Here is a 14307-nt window from a genome sequence, read left to right as displayed (position 1 = left end):
GCTGGATTCCTGCACGCGCGGAAATGACGAAACCGAGGGTGCAGCCCCGGCCATCCTAGGCCGGTGCCCCGTGCGGCTCGGCCATTGCCACCACGACCTTGCGCGGTCCGCTGAACGGCTCGCGCGCATGGGCAGTCAGCATGTTGTCGAGCATCAGCACATCCCCCTCGCGCCATGGGAAGACGATCTTGTGCGCGTCCAGCACCGCGCGCACCGCGTTCAGTTCGGCGTCGGGAATCGGCGCGCCGTCGCCGTAGTAGACGTTGCGCGGCAGGTCCTCCTCGCCGACCGTATCGAGCAGCACCTCGCGCATCTCCGGCGCCAGCGCCGACAGGTGGAACAGGTGCGCCTGATTGAACCAGACCGGGTCGCCGGTACGCGGATGATGGGCGATGCCCTGCACGCGCTGGCGCGTGCGCAGTTCGCCGTCGTCCTTCCATTCGCAGACGATGCCATGCCGCGCGCAGTAGGCTTCGACCTCGCCGCGATCCTCGGTGTTGAACACTTGTTGCCACGGCACGTCCATGCCGTTGCCAAAATTGCGCACGTAGCAAAGCCCCCGCGTGGCAAAACGCTCTCGTGTGCCGGCATCGATGGCGCGGTAGATCGCGCGGCTGTCGGCAATCGGCGTTTCGCCGCCCTGCGGCGCGGCCCGTTCGCAATAGAACCAGATCTTCATCGGCCATTCGCGCGTATAGGCCTGCTCGTTGTGCAGCGGGATCGACTGGTGCGCGGGGTATTCGGTGGACGTATAGACGCCGCCGGTCACCTTGCTGCGCGGTGTGGAGCCGAACTCGTAGCTGAGCAGCGGATGGCCGAAGGCGGCGGCGAAGGCGCGGAAGCCCTCGGCGCCATCGACGGCGAAGGCGCGCAGCAGCACGCCACCGGTGGTGCCCAGGTGTTCCTCGATCTGGGCGCGCAGCCGTGGCAACGCGTCGATCAGCGGTTCGCCGGCGCTGGCGGCCTCGATGGTGAAGGGCAGCGCCGCCGTGCGCGGCAACGACGCGGCGGTCAGCGACTCGGCGGTAGGCGTGGACAGATCGGTCATGCGGTCCTCATCGGAAGAGCCTGGGCGGGAAGTGCAGAGGTGGTGTGCCTGGCCTCTGCCGCTTGCGGGACAGGCGTGGGGGCGAGGGGAGAAATGGGAGCCCGGGTGAGCAGCGCCACTGCGGCGCGATATCGCGTGTCGCCCGCGTTGGGTTGGCACGGCAGCGAGACAATCTCGCAGGCCTGCGCCGGATGCCTTGCCGCCGCGGCGGTCGGCAGCCCTGCGCGCGGACCGTGCGGGCGCCAGCGTCCATCGCCCGACCCCTGCAGAGCGACCTGCTGCCATCGGGCATCGGCGATGCCCGTGCCGGCTGCCTTGGTCAAGGCTTCGCGCGCGGTCCACAGCGCATAGAAGCGATCCAGCCGCAGGGCGGGATGGCAGCCGTGCAGCATGGTCTGGTCGTCGGGCGCAAACGCCGATGCGGCCAGCGCCAGCGGCTCTACCGGGCGGCATTGTTCGATGTCGACACCGAGCGAAGCGATGGCGGGATCGGTGGCGATGGCGATCAATCCGACCCCGCCGCTGTGCGAGACATTGAATCCGGGCGCGTCGTGGATGGCTCGCGGCAATATCGGTTTGCCTCGAGGGTCGGCCTCCAACGGCACTTGCCACGGCGCAAGATCGAGAAGCGCGCCGAGCAAGCGCCGCAACGCGCCGCGTACCGCGGCAAAGCGGGCCCGGTCGGCGCCGCGGCGGTAGGCGCGCAGCCGTGCCACTTCCGGCGGCGACAGGACCGCCAGGTCACCGGGCGCAGGTTCGGCCCGGATGTCGATGTCCAACCGCCAGACGCGCATGTCGAAGCGCGCGAGCGGCGCGGGCAGCGGTACGGCCATCGGTTCCGACGTTACCATGTGCCGGCCTCCACGATAGTGTTGGCAGCGCTGTCCGCAGACATCGTGGCCGGCTCGGCCGATACGCCAAGCTGCGTGCCAATTCGCGCCAGCATCGATGCGGTGTGCTCGCGCAGGAAGAAGTGGCCGCCGTCGTACCAGTCCAGCGTGAAGGCCGCGGCGGTCTCGTGGCCCCAACCCGCAACTGCGCCGCCCACGCTGCGATCGCCGCGGCCGCCGAAGGCATGCAGCGGACAGCGCAGCAACGGCCGCTCGCGATGGCGGTAGCTGGCGCAGACGCGGAAGTCGGCGCGCAGCACCGGCAAGGTCAGCGCCATCATTTCCTCGTGTTCCAGCAGCGCCGGCGGCGTGCCGTCGAGTGCGCGCAAATGGTCCATCAGGGCCGCATCGTCCAGCGGTCCGGTGAAGCGGTTCGGGTCACGCAGGCGCGGTGCCGGACAACCCGACACCAGCAGCGCACATGGCGGATGGCCCTGCATCTGCCAGCGGTGCGCAAGCTCGTAGGCAAGCAGCGCGCCCATGCTATGGCCGAACAACGCATGCCGATGGTTCGACCTGGCCAGCAGCCGTTGCTGGCGTACCTCCTGCTCCAGCAGGTCGCACAGCGCATCGAACGATTCGCACAGGGGCTGCCCGATCCGGGTGCCCCGGCCGGGCAGCTCCAGTGGCCGGATCGTCAGCCCGGCCGGTGCGGCGCGGCGCCATCCGGCATAGGCGGCGGCGCCCGCGCCGGCATTGGGCAGGCACCACAGCGTGACCGGCCCGATCGCCGTCATCGTGCCGCCGTATCGCTCGCCTGGGCCTCGACGCCGGCCGCTGCATGCCCGTCCATCGCGGCACGCAGGCTTGCCGGCCGCATATCGGTCCAGTGGGTCTCGATGTATTCCAGGCATTGCCGGCGTTGGCCGCTGAAGCCCACGGCCCGCCAGCCCGCCGGGATCGGGCGGTAATCGGGCCAGATCGAATACTGCTCTTCCGGGTTGATGACGACCTGGAACAGCAGGGTGTCGCTGTCGAAGCTCATGATGTGTCCTCGTCTGACTGGATGCGTGGCAGTGGCGACGTCGATGCGAACGCCTGTGACAACAAGACGGACCGCGACGGGGCAAATTTAGTCGAGAGACAGTGGCAGGCTTGCGTTGGCAATTGCCGGTTCGAATCTGAAAATCTAAATATCGTGTGCCCCGGTTCGTCACATCGGATATCCCGCATGACGACGCGGGTCGGCCGCTGCGTCGGTCGCCGAACTCCCACCGCAAGGGGCATCAGATGACAAGCAGTGCTTTGGAATACGACCTACTCGGCATCGGCTTCGGACCATCGAATCTCGCGCTGGCCATTGCGATGGAAGAGCGCGCCGGTGCCGCGGCCGCGGCTCGCACCGCATGGCCGCCGCGCTATGCCTTTATCGAGCGCAAGCCCGATTTCGTCTGGCATGGCGGCATGCTGCTGGACGACACCGATATGCAGATTTCCTTCCTGAAGGATCTGGCGACGCTGCGCAATCCGCGCAGCCCCTATACCTTCATCAACTATCTGCACAGCCGGGGGCGGCTCGAAGCGTTCATCAATCTGAAAACCTTCTTCCCCAGCCGGATCGAGTTCAACGATTACCTGGCGTGGGTGGCTTCGCATTTCGGCGAGCGTTGCCACTACGGCGAAGAGGTGGTCGACGTGCTTCCGGAGCCGGCCGATGGCGTGGTGCAACGGCTGCGTGTCCGCTCACGGAGCGCGGACGGGCGTATCCATGAGCGCCTGACCCGCAATCTGGTGCTGGGCGTCGGCGGCGAGCCACAGGTGCCCGCGGCCTTCCGTGGCTGGCGCGATGCGCGCGTGGTGCATTCCTCCGGCTACCTGGACCGGATCGCCCAGTATCGTGACGACACGGCGCCGCGGCGGATCGCGGTAGTCGGTGGCGGGCAGAGCGCGGCCGAGGTCTTCATGGACCTGGTCAAGCGCTTCCCGGCCGCGCAGGTCGCGATGGTGATGCGCGGCGGCGCGCTGAAGCCGTCGGACGACAGCCCGTTCGTCAACGAGATCTTCAGCCCCGGCTTCACCGACTTCATCTATCGGCAACCGGGCGAACGCCGGCAACAGATGCTGCAGGAATACCGCAATACCAACTACTCGGTGGTCGACCTCGACCTGATCGAGCGCATCTATCAGCTGTTCTATCAGCAGCAGGTGGTCGGCAGATCGCAGCACCAGCTGCTGCCGGGCAAGGACATCGAGGCGGCCGCGCCGCAGCCGGACGGCATTGCCTGCGTGCTGCGCGACCGTGCCAATGGCGCCGTGCAGCGCCAGCAGTTCGATCTGGTGGTGCTGGCCACCGGCTATCGGCGCCAGGCGCACGAGCGCATGCTGGCGCCGCTGGCCTCGCTGATCGGCGAGGGCTTCCGCGTCGACCGTCACTATCGGCTGCAGACTTCGGCACGCTGCCTGCCGCAGATTTTCCTGCAGGGATGCTGCGAGGACAGCCACGGCCTCAGCGATACCTTGCTGTCGGTACTGGCCGTGCGCTCGCACGAGATCGCCGAGGCGGTGCTGGAGAACGAGATGCAGGCCGGCCGTGAGGCGATGCAAGTCGTGGCGGAGCCGATCGAGTCGCGGCCGCTGGTTGGCACGGCATAGCCGCGTGCGGGGTTGCCGGTTTGCGCCGGCGCCTTCCCTGCCGATATCGGCAAGGCGGCCGGCGCAAACCGGCCGTCAGTCGTTCAGGACGCCGTTTCCAGCCCGTCCCGGTCCGCGGGCAGGTACAGATGCTCGCCGAAAAACCGTTCGCGCAGCAGCATCACCAGCATGGCCCGCTTGTGCGGGAAATCGAACAGCTTGACCTTCGAGAAGCCGGCGCGATCCAGATTGGCGATCTGGCGGTGATGGTCCGAGCGCGGTTCGCCGACGATGCGCTGCGTGCGCGGATCGTCGAGGAACTGGAAATGCTGGATGGCCGGGAACCACGCCGTCAGGAAGGCCTTGCCGCGGAACGCCGGCTCGCCGATCAGCACGTGCCAGCCGCGGTCGTAGTCGTTGGCGTCGTAGAACGGGGCGATGCGGTTCTCCTTGGCCCAATAGACCTCGAAGTAGCCGAACGGCGTGCCATCGATTGACGCGATCAGCGGCAGCATGTGCGGATCGTCGATCAGCCCTTGCAGATAGCGCCGGTGCTTTTCCTCATCGCCTTCCTCCTGCCAGAAGTGGGCAACGTCTGGATCGTTCATCCAGCGGTGCAGGCTGGCAAGGTCGTGCTCGACGGTGGCGGCGTGCAGCGTGAAGGTGCGGCGCAACCAGGGGATATAACGCGCGTAGACGGTGCCCGCCGGTTTCGGCGGACGTACCGGATGGCGCTTCTCGCCCGTCATCGCATAGCGCAGCGGATAGGGCGCTTCGGAACGACCGCCCAGCCACAGCGGCGCGTACTGCCACAGCATCGCGGCATCGCAGCGGTCGCCGTCGCTGTGCGGACGCACCACGCCGCGCCGATGCAGCAACGCCCGCGTCGGCTGGTGCTCGATATCGACATTGATCTCGGTGGCGCCCCATTGCGTCGTGATCGCCTCGAGCGCCGCGATCGTGGCATCGGCGGACGCTTCGGTATCGGCAAAGGACTCAGCGAGGCGCAGCACCAGGCGGGGTCCGGACGCGACGGCGAAGGCCGCAAGCGGTTCGTTGCGGCGGACGTCACGTACCTCCAGCCGCCCGGCTTCCAGCGACGATTCCAGGGCATCGCCGCGCACCTCGAAGGAGCGGAATCCCTGGAACGGGGCGGCCGCGCTGACCGTCTGTTCGATCGGCATGATGTTCTCCATGGTGATGGCCGGCAAAGGCGTTCGACCGGTGCTGGAGAGACGGTGGGCGGGGCGCGAAATTTAGCCGATGGGACAAGCCGCCCCGAGACCTGCGCCCGTAGGCTATCCGGCCCCGGCCAGACACATATAGAATGCGAATCATTCGCAAATAGGGATAAACCGCCGCCGGGCGCCAGCCACCATGCATATCCGAACGTTCCGCATCTGGTACCTGGTCCACAAATGGACCAGCCTGATCTGCACCGTCTTCCTGCTGCTGCTGTGCCTGACCGGCCTGCCGCTGATCTTCGGGCACGAGATCGACCACTGGCTCGGCAATGGGGTCGAGGCGCCGGAGTTGCCAGCCGATGCCGGGCGGGTCCCGGTCGATCGCATCGTCGCCGACGCACTGGAGCGGCGCCCGGGCACGGCGGTCCGCTTTGTCACTGCCGACGACGAGGAGCCGGTGTGGTTCGTGTCGCTGTCCTCCCGGGAGGCGCCGCGTCAGGGCGGGGCACTGTTGACCTACGACGCGCGGACCGGCGACCTGCTGCGCGATACGCCGTTGCGCTCGGGCTTCATGCTGATCATGGTGAAGCTGCATACCGACTTGTTCGCAGGTCTGGCCGGCACGCTGTTCCTCGGCTTCATGGGCCTGCTGTTCGTGATCTCGATTGTCTCGGGCATCGTCGTCTATGGTCCGCTGATGAAGAAGCTGCCGTTCGGCACGGTGCGCCGCGAACGGTCGACGCGGCTCAAATGGCTGGACCTGCATAACGTGCTGGGCATGGCCACGCTGTCGTGGGCCTTCGTGGTCGGTTTGACCGGCGTGCTGCTGACGCTGGCCAAGCCGACCTACAGCTTCTGGCAGGCCACCGAACTGAAGGCGATGGTTGCGCCGTTCGCGGCCAAGGCGGGCTCGTCGACCACCGTGGCCGCGTCGCCTGACAAGCTGGCCTCGCTCGACGCCGCGATCGCGCTGGCCAAGGCCGAGGAACCGGACATGACCACCGCCTTCGTCGCCTTCCCCGGCACGCCGCTGGCCGGCAACCATCACTACGCGGTCTTCATGCGCGGCGACGCCCATATCACCTCGCGTCTGATCAAGCCGGTGCTGATCGACGCGCAGACCGGCGCCTTCGCGGCCAAGCGGGAGATGCCCTGGTACGTCGCCGCGCTGCGGATCTCCGGGCCGCTGCATTTCGGCGACTACGGCGCGATGCCGCTGAAGATCCTGTGGGCCATCCTCGATGTCATCACGATCGTGCTGCTCGGCAGCGGCATTTATTTGTGGGTCGGCCGCACCCGCACCACCAATGCGCGGCTGCGCAAGATGGAAGACGAACAGCGTACCGCCGAACGCGCCGCCCCCGCGGTTGCCGCGGTGACCCAGACCGGAGCCAGCCGATGAAAACGCCGGGGACTTTCCTGTGGATCTATGGCATGCCGATCGTGCTGGCCATCGCCGGTTGCGTCGGCCTGGCCGCCGCGCTGTTTGCGGACGGGGTTTGGGACTGGGTCTCGTGGCTGGCGTTGGGTGCCATGACCGCGGCCGGGCTCTGGTATGCGCTGATCCCGGCCGCCTCGTCTACCGAGCGCGGCGTCAACCGTTCGCCGGCACAGCCTCCAGTCGATCGCGCAGCCCGTCGATAAAGGCCGGCGCCCGCACGATCCCCAGGTGCGTGGCCGTGACACGCTGCGAATAGGCCGGCTGCCGTTCCAGCATCGCCACCAGCCGATCGATGTCGTCGTCGGCGCGGTCACCGGCCCACCAGCAGGTCGGCGCCACGCGCAGCCCCTGCAGCGACATGTCGTGACTGAGTTCACGCAGCCGTTCGGCGGTGGCGAACATCCGTGACAGCTCGTCCGGGCCCGCGTGCTCCGCGCCGCCGGCCAGCGCGAAGGCGCGCCGGATCAGATGCTCAACCAGCGCTGCACCTTCCAGTTGCGCCCGCGCGCTCGCCAGCTCGGCCGCAAAGCCGCTGTCCGCCAACTGCGGGAACAGCTGCAACAGATAATCGTAGAGTTCGTCGATCGAGCCACGCTGCCTGACCGGCGTCGTTCCATGGCGCGGCACCAGGCTGTCCACCAGGCCGAGGAAGGCCACGGTTTCGCCGGCGTCCTCCAGGATGGCGGCCATTCGCGCCGCCAGTGCGCCACCGAGCGACCATCCCAGCAGCCGATAGGGTCCCGTGGGTTGTACCGACCGGATCGCCATCACGTGCAGATGGGCAAGATGTTCGAGCGAGTCGAACGTGCCGAGCGGAGGGCAGGCCAGCCCATGGACCGTGCAGGTGCCCTCCAGCGCGCGGGCCAGCGGCGTGTAGTCGAACACATTGCCGAACGACGCATGCACGCAGAACAGCGGCGGCGTATCGCCGGAACGCCGATTCAATGGCACAGGCCGATGCTGCGCGGCATCGGCGCCGCCGAGCACCTGGCACAGCGACGCAATGGTCTGGTGTTCCATCAGATGCCGCAGCTCGATCGCCAGACCGGCGCCGGTCGCGGCACGCAGGCGCGTCAGCACCTGCAGGCAAAGCAGTGAATGGCCGCCGAGCTCGAAGAAGTTGTCATGGATGCCGACCTGCTCGACGCCAAGCACCTCCTGCCAGACCTGCGCGAGCAGGGTTTCGATCTCGTTGCGCGGGGCGACGTAGCCTTGGGCTTCCCACACGGGCGCGGGCAGCGCGCGGCGATCGAGCTTGCCGTTTGGCGTGACCGGGAGCCGGTCGAGCGCGATGAGCTGAGCCGGGACCATGTGGTCGGGCAGTTGCGCCTTGAGTTCTGTCTTTAGCGTCGTGGTGTCCGTGCCCTGCAGCACACAGTAGGCGACCAGCCGGTCCTCGTGAACGATCACGGCGGCGTCCTTGACACCGGCTTGCGACCGCAGCAGATGCGCGATCTCGCCGAGCTCGACGCGGTAGCCGCGGATCTTGACCTGTTCGTCCTGGCGGCCGAGGTATTCGATTCGGCCTTCCGCATCTTGCCTGACGCGGTCGCCGGTGCGGTACATCCGTGCGCCGTCGGTGAAGGGATCGGGCACGAAGCGCTCGGCGGTCAGGCCGGGACGACCGAGGTAGCCGCGTGCCAGTTGCGGCCCGGTGATATAGAGCTCTCCGACGATCCCGGCCGGCACCGGGTTCAGGTCGGCATCGAGCACATAGACGCGGGAGCCCGGCAGCGGCGTGCCTGTGGGCAGCTGCCGTTCGGGCAAGGTCACCGCCTCGTGCGTCAGTACGCCGACCGTCGTCTCTGTGGGCCCGTAGTGATTGAACAACCGGCAGTGCGGCTTCAGGTCGCGGATCGTTCGAGCCAGTTCGGCAGAGGTTGCCTCGCCGCCGAGGATCAGCGCCTGCTCGGGCAGGACATCGGCAGGTTGACGGGCCTGCAACAACCCGCGCAGATGGCTCGGGACAATCTTGAGTACACCGACGCGATGCCGCGCCATGTACTCCGCGAAACGATCGGGATCGAAGCCACGCTCGCGCGAGATCAGATGCAAGGTGCGGCCGCTGCAGAGGGCGCCGAACAGCACGGTATGGCCAAGGTCGGCGGCGGTGGTCGAGACCATCGCCAAGGAGGCGTCCGCAGGCAGTTGCAGCCGATGCAGCACGCCCGACACGTAATGCGCCAGCGCATCGTGGCTGACGACCACGCCCTTCGGGGTGCCAGTGGAGCCCGAGGTGTAGATCAGGTAAGCGGCCTGACCCGAAAGCAGCGAGACGGAAGGAGCGTCGTCCGCTGGTGCCACCGATGCCGGATCGATGCACTCGAAGCCCGGCACGGAGCCGACCACAACGCCGGCGCCAGCGTCGTCCAGCAACTGCCGCAACCGCTCGGCGGGCTGGGCCGGATCGAGCGGAACGCAAACCGCGCCAGCCTTCAGGATGCCCAGCAGTCCAGTAACGAACGAGGGAGAGCGCTCGACACAAAGCCCAACCCGCGTTTCGCGCCCGATGCCGCGCTCGACCAGCGCCGTGGCGATCCCATTCGCCAGTCGATCGCTCTCGCGGCGAGTCAGCGTCTGGTCCTCATATCGCATCGCAATGGCGGAAGGATCCGCCTCCACGTTGCGCCGCCATGCCGCCAGCACACCGGCCGGCGCGGACACCACCGCCTCACCGATCAGCCTTCCTTCATCCTGGCCGTTCAGCATAAATCCGCCAACGCGAACGCCAGGCCCGGACGCCATCTGATCGAGGATGCCAAGGTAGTGCGCCAGCATCCGTTCCACCGTACGGTGGTCGAACAGATCGCATGCATATCCCATGGCACCGAACACCGCGCCGGTCTGGTCCTCCTGCGTATCGAGGGACAGGTCCACTTTGGTCGATCGGACCGATCGCTCCACCGGTTCCAGCTGCAATCCCGGAAGTCGTTGCGCGATGCTGCGGTCGCGCCGCTGATGGTTCAGCATGACCTGGAACAGCGGATTGCGTGACGGGTCGCGCTCGGGTTGCAGCGCCTCGACCAATTGCTCGAACGGCAGCTCCTGATGCGCCTGCGCTTGCAGCACCGACTCGCGGGCACGGGCCAGTACCGCGTCGAATGCCATGCTGCCGTCGATCTCGGTGCGCAGGACCTGCGTGTTGACGAAAAAGCCGACCACGCCTTCGGTTTCGACGCGGTTGCGGTTGGCCACCGGCACGCCGATGCGCAGGTCGCGCTGGCCGGTGTAGCGGTAGAGCAGCACCTGGAAGGCGGCCAGCAGCACGGTGAAGAGCGTCGTGTCGGCGCTGCGGGCGAGGGCGCGCAGCTTCGCCGACAGGTCGGCATCGAGCGAAAACGAGACGGCGCCGCCGCGGTGGCTCGGCACCGCCGGGCGTGGCCGGTCCGTCGGCAGTTCCAGCACGACGGTGCCATCGTCGGCCAGATGCGATTTCCAGTAGCGCAGCTGCCGCTCGAGTTCGCCGGCTTCGAGCCATTGCTTCTGCCACGCCGCATAGTCGGCGTATTGAATCGGCAGTGGAGCGAGTTGAGCCGGCAGGCCGCTGACGAAGCCCGCATAGAGCCGGGCGAACTCGTCGATCACCACGTTCATGGACCAGCCGTCGGAGACGATATGGTGCATGGTGACCAAAAGTATGTGGTCGTCGTCGGCCAGCCGCAGCAGGCGCACGCGCAGCAGCGGTCCCTGTTCGAGGTCGAACGGCGTCTGGGCTTCGGCGTCGACCATCGATTGCACAGCAACATCACGCTGCGCCGGGTCGGCGTCGCGCAGATCGCCGACGGCGATGGGCAGCGAAGAAGGCGGATGGATACGCTGCACCGCCAGCTCGCCCTCCTGATGGAAGGTGGTGCGCAGGCTCTCGTGCCGCTCCACCAGTGCGTCGAAGGTCCGCTGTAGCGCCGACCGATCGAGGTTGCCGCGCAGGCGTACCGCTCGCGGAATGTTGTATGTGGCGCTATTGCGGTTCCATTGCCACAGAAACCATAGCCGTTGCTGGGCCCAGGACAACGGGATCGGACCGCTGCGATCGACCCGCGCCGGCGAGCGATCCACCGTCACTGCGGAGGGCGCAGCGGCATCCTGATTCGTCGCGATCGCCTGCGCAAGGTCGCTCAGTACCGGGTTAGCAAATACCTGCTTGGGCAATAGCTTGTGACCGGCCTTCTTCAGCCGGGCGATCAGCTTCAACGACAGAATCGAATCGCCCCCAAGCTCGAAGAAATTGTCATGCATGCCGACCTGCTCGACGCCAAGCACCTCCTGCCAGACCTGCGCGAGCAGGGTTTCGATCTCGTTGCGCGGGGCGACGTAGCCTTGGGCTTCCCACACGGGGGCGGGCAGCGCGCGGCGATCGAGCTTGCCGTTTGGCGTGACCGGGAGCCGGTCGCGCGCGATCAGCTGAGCCGGGACCATGTGGTCGGGTAGTTGCGCCTTGAGTTCGGTCTTTAGCGTCGTGGTGTCCGTGCCCTGCAGCACGCAGTAGGCGACCAGCCGATCCTCGTAAACGATCACGGCGGCGTCCTTGACGCCCCGCTGCGACCGCAGCAGATGCGCGATCTCGCCGAGCTCGACGCGGTAGCCGCGGATCTTGACCTGTTCGTCCTGGCGGCCGAGGTATTCGATTCGGCCTTCCGCATCTTGCCTGACGCGGTCGCCGGTGCGGTACATCCGTGCGCCGTCGGTGAAGGGATCGGGCACGAAGCGCTCGGCGGTCAGGCCGGGGCGGCCGAGGTAGCCGCGTGCCAGTTGCGGTCCGGCGATATAGAGTTCGCCAACGATACCGGCCGGCACCGGGTTCAGGTCGGCATCGAGCACATAGACGCGAGAACCGGGCAGCGGCGTGCCGGTGGGCAGCTGCCGTTCGGGCAAGGTCACCGCCTCGTGCGTCAGTACGCCGACCGTCGTCTCGGTCGGGCCATAGTGGTTGAACAGCCGGCAGTGCGGCTTCAGGTCGCGGATCGTTCGAGCCAGTTCGGCAGAGGTCGCCTCGCCGCCGAGGATCAGTGCCTGCTCGGGCAGGACATCGGCAGGTTGACGGGCCTGCAACAACCCGCGCAGATGGCTCGGGACAATCTTGAGTACACCGACGCGATGCCGCGCCATGTACTCCGCAAACCGATCGGGATCGAAGCCACGCTCACGCGAGATCAGATGCAAGGTGCGGCCGCTGCAGAGGGCGCCGAACAGCACGGTATGGCCGAGGTCGGCGGCGGTGGTCGAGACCATCGCCATCGAGGCATCGGCAGGCAACTGCAGCCGATGCAGCACGCCCGACACGTAATGCGCCAGCGCATCGTGGCTGACCAGCACGCCCTTTGGGGTGCCGGTGGAGCCCGAGGTGTAGATCAGGTAAGCGGCCTGACCCGAAAGCAGCGAGACGGAAGGAGCGTCGTCCGCTGGTGCCACCGATGCCGGATCGATGCAATCGAAGCCCGGTACCGAGCCGACCACAACGCCGGCGCCAGCGTCGTCCAGCAACTGCCGCAAGCGCTCCGCTGGCTGCGCTGGATCGAGCGGAACGCAAACCGCGCCAGCCTTCAGGATGCCCAGCAGTCCAGTAACGAACGAGGGAGAGCGCTCGACACAAAGCCCAATCCGCGTCTCGCGCCCAATGCCGCGTTCTACCAGCGCCGCCGCAATCCCATTGGCCAGCCGATCGGTCTCGCCACGCGTCAGCGTCTGATCCTCATATCGCAGCGCAATCGCGGAAGGATCCGCCACGACGCCGCTCCGCCAGGCAGCCAGGACATCCGGCAACGCTCCCTCGACCGATTCAGCGACCAGCACGCCGCCGTCCCCGGCGATTCCGATTTGTCCAAGGCATTGGTCGGGATCGGCGAGCATACGTTGCATGGCCTGTTCCATCCGGCCCAGCAATGCCGTGATGTCCCGGTCGGCGAAGCGATCGCGCTGGTAGGCGAGCGTCAGATGCAGGCACTCGTCCATCGCCGCGATCAGGCTCAGCGGATAGTTATTGCGGCCACTGATGACAAATTCGGCACCGTCCTGCCTGGCGGCGGCGCCGAGCAAGCGGATGTCGATCTCGCCCTGCCGCTGTTTCAGCGCCGCGTCGACCGGATAGTTCTCGAACACCACGATGCTGTCGAACAGCGCGCCGCCTTCGCCCGGTCGTGCGAGCCGCTGGATGTCCGGCAGCGGCATATGTTCGTGCTGCTGGTTCTCCACGGCCTGTTGCTGAATGGCGCGCCACCATTGCCGGATCGACAGGTCGCTCGGCAGGCGCACACGCAGCGGGATCGTGTTGATGAACAGGCCCACCATCGATTCGATCCCGGGGAAGTCGCCGGAGCGACCTGACACTGTGGTGCCGAACACCACGTCGTGACTGGCGCCATGCCGTGCCAGCGTCCAGGCCCACAGCCCCTGCACCAGCGTATTGACGGTGACGCCTGCTTGCCGCGCCAGTGCGCGCGCGGTTTCGCTGAGGGTCGGCGACAGCGACAGTTTTTGTTCCGCATAGCCGGAGCGGCCGACCTCCGTCGCACTGGCCGGCAGCGGCGTCGGCACTTCCACGTCGGCCAGCGCCTGCTGCCAATAGGTTGCCGACACCGCCTTGTCGCGCTGGCCCAGCCACTGCAGATAGGCACTGAAGGGACGCGGCGCCGTGGCGGGCAGCGGCTGGCCACGACGCAGCGCCAGATACGACTGAAGGACGTCACTGAGTGCCATGCCCACGCTCCATCCGTCCATCGCGACATGATGGAAGGACCAGACCAGCCACCAGCGCCGTGCCTCGACCCGGACCAGACAGAGCCGAAGATCCGCCGCTCGGCGGAAGGGGAACCCCTCCCGCCGCTGCGCGCTGAGCCTGGCTTCGAGTTGCCGGCGCTGCTCGTCCGCCGGCATGCTGCGCCAATCGGCCTGTTCGACTTGAACGGGCCGACGCTTGTACGCAATCTGCAGCGGCACGTCGCTCTCGCCCCAGATAAAGTCGCTGCGCAGAGCCTGATGCCGATCGGCGGTCCATTGCCAGGCGCGGACGAAATCATCGATCGCCAGCTCGCCGCGAATGTCGAATACGCGCTGATAGTGATAGGGGTCGCCGTCGCCGCGTTCCAGTGCGTGGAACAGAACGCCCTGCTGCAATGCGGTCAGGGCCGCAATGCTCTCGATGTCCTGTTTGCGTCGTTCGGTGGCATTCGTCATGGT

9 protein-coding genes are annotated in these 14307 nt (G+C 67.1%); 3 read left to right on the top strand and 6 right to left on the bottom strand.

Annotated features, from left to right (window positions below; all coding sequences use genetic code 11):
- Window positions 1-55: 55 nt before the first annotated feature.
- From HTY53_RS03370 to HTY53_RS03355, 4 genes are read right to left on the bottom strand one after another with little or no spacing between them, the layout of a single operon-like run.
- Window positions 56-1048 carry a TauD/TfdA family dioxygenase gene (locus HTY53_RS03370; protein ID WP_174105029.1) on the bottom strand — a complete coding sequence of 331 codons (993 nt, stop codon included), beginning with the start codon at window positions 1046-1048 and terminating at the stop codon, window positions 56-58.
- Window positions 1045-1881 (bottom strand): 4'-phosphopantetheinyl transferase family protein, encoded by an 837-nt coding sequence (locus HTY53_RS03365; RefSeq protein ID WP_174105028.1) that lies wholly within the window; start codon window positions 1879-1881, stop codon window positions 1045-1047. The genes HTY53_RS03370 and HTY53_RS03365 overlap by 4 nt, the downstream gene beginning before the upstream one ends.
- 11 nt (window positions 1882-1892) lie before the next feature.
- Complete coding sequence (locus HTY53_RS03360) at window positions 1893-2675, bottom strand: thioesterase II family protein (RefSeq protein ID WP_174105027.1); 783 nt, start codon at window positions 2673-2675, stop codon at window positions 1893-1895.
- Window positions 2672-2923, bottom strand: a complete 252-nt coding sequence (locus HTY53_RS03355; protein ID WP_174105026.1) for an MbtH family protein — start codon at window positions 2921-2923, stop codon at window positions 2672-2674. Before HTY53_RS03355 ends, HTY53_RS03360 begins: the two co-directional genes overlap by 4 nt.
- Window positions 2924-3168: 245 nt before the next feature.
- Between HTY53_RS03355 and HTY53_RS03350 the strand changes: the two genes are divergently transcribed.
- On the top strand, window positions 3169-4530 hold the full coding sequence (locus HTY53_RS03350) for a lysine N(6)-hydroxylase/L-ornithine N(5)-oxygenase family protein (RefSeq protein ID WP_217435466.1): 1362 nt from the start codon (window positions 3169-3171) through the stop codon (window positions 4528-4530).
- A gap of 83 nt (window positions 4531-4613) precedes the next feature.
- Here HTY53_RS03350 and HTY53_RS03345 read toward each other — a convergent pair whose 3' ends face one another.
- Entirely contained in the window at window positions 4614-5693 is a 1080-nt protein-coding gene (locus HTY53_RS03345; RefSeq protein WP_174105025.1) for a GNAT family N-acetyltransferase, read from the bottom strand.
- A gap of 193 nt (window positions 5694-5886) precedes the next feature.
- On the opposite strand from HTY53_RS03345, the gene HTY53_RS03340 reads away from it, so the two are divergent.
- Window positions 5887-7095, top strand: coding sequence for a PepSY-associated TM helix domain-containing protein (locus HTY53_RS03340; RefSeq protein WP_174105024.1), 1209 nt, complete (start codon window positions 5887-5889; stop codon window positions 7093-7095).
- The gene (locus tag HTY53_RS03335; RefSeq protein WP_174105023.1) at window positions 7092-7337 is read left to right on the top strand and encodes a hypothetical protein; all 246 of its coding nucleotides are present in this window, start codon (window positions 7092-7094) and stop codon (window positions 7335-7337) included. The genes HTY53_RS03340 and HTY53_RS03335 overlap by 4 nt, the downstream gene beginning before the upstream one ends.
- On the opposite strand, the gene HTY53_RS03330 is transcribed toward HTY53_RS03335, so the two are convergent.
- Window positions 7288-14304, bottom strand: a complete 7017-nt coding sequence (locus HTY53_RS03330; protein ID WP_174105022.1) for a non-ribosomal peptide synthetase — start codon at window positions 14302-14304, stop codon at window positions 7288-7290. The two genes, HTY53_RS03335 and HTY53_RS03330, sit on opposite strands and share 50 nt — an antisense overlap.
- Between the last annotated feature and the right edge of the window lie 3 nt (window positions 14305-14307).

Origin of the sequence: Cupriavidus gilardii (assembly GCF_013314895.1) — a bacterium.
Classification (GTDB): domain Bacteria; phylum Pseudomonadota; class Gammaproteobacteria; order Burkholderiales; family Burkholderiaceae; genus Cupriavidus; species Cupriavidus gilardii_C.
This window is presented reverse-complemented; position numbering and strand designations above follow the sequence as displayed.

Excerpts from the sequence above, each read along its gene's own strand:
- HTY53_RS03370 (WP_174105029.1), bottom strand. The coding sequence starts at position 1,048 with ATGACCGATCTGTCCACGCCTACCGCCGAGTCGCTGACCGCCGCGTCG.
- HTY53_RS03365 (WP_174105028.1), bottom strand. The coding sequence starts at position 1,881 with ATGGCCGTACCGCTGCCCGCGCCGCTCGCGCGCTTCGACATGCGCGTC.
- HTY53_RS03360 (WP_174105027.1), bottom strand. The coding sequence starts at position 2,675 with ATGACGGCGATCGGGCCGGTCACGCTGTGGTGCCTGCCCAATGCCGGC.
- HTY53_RS03355 (WP_174105026.1), bottom strand. The coding sequence starts at position 2,923 with ATGAGCTTCGACAGCGACACCCTGCTGTTCCAGGTCGTCATCAACCCG.
- HTY53_RS03350 (WP_217435466.1), top strand. The coding sequence starts at position 3,169 with ATGACAAGCAGTGCTTTGGAATACGACCTACTCGGCATCGGCTTCGGA.
- HTY53_RS03345 (WP_174105025.1), bottom strand. The coding sequence starts at position 5,693 with ATGCCGATCGAACAGACGGTCAGCGCGGCCGCCCCGTTCCAGGGATTC.
- HTY53_RS03340 (WP_174105024.1), top strand. The coding sequence starts at position 5,887 with ATGCATATCCGAACGTTCCGCATCTGGTACCTGGTCCACAAATGGACC.
- HTY53_RS03335 (WP_174105023.1), top strand. The coding sequence starts at position 7,092 with ATGAAAACGCCGGGGACTTTCCTGTGGATCTATGGCATGCCGATCGTG.
- HTY53_RS03330 (WP_174105022.1), bottom strand. The coding sequence starts at position 14,304 with ATGACGAATGCCACCGAACGACGCAAACAGGACATCGAGAGCATTGCG.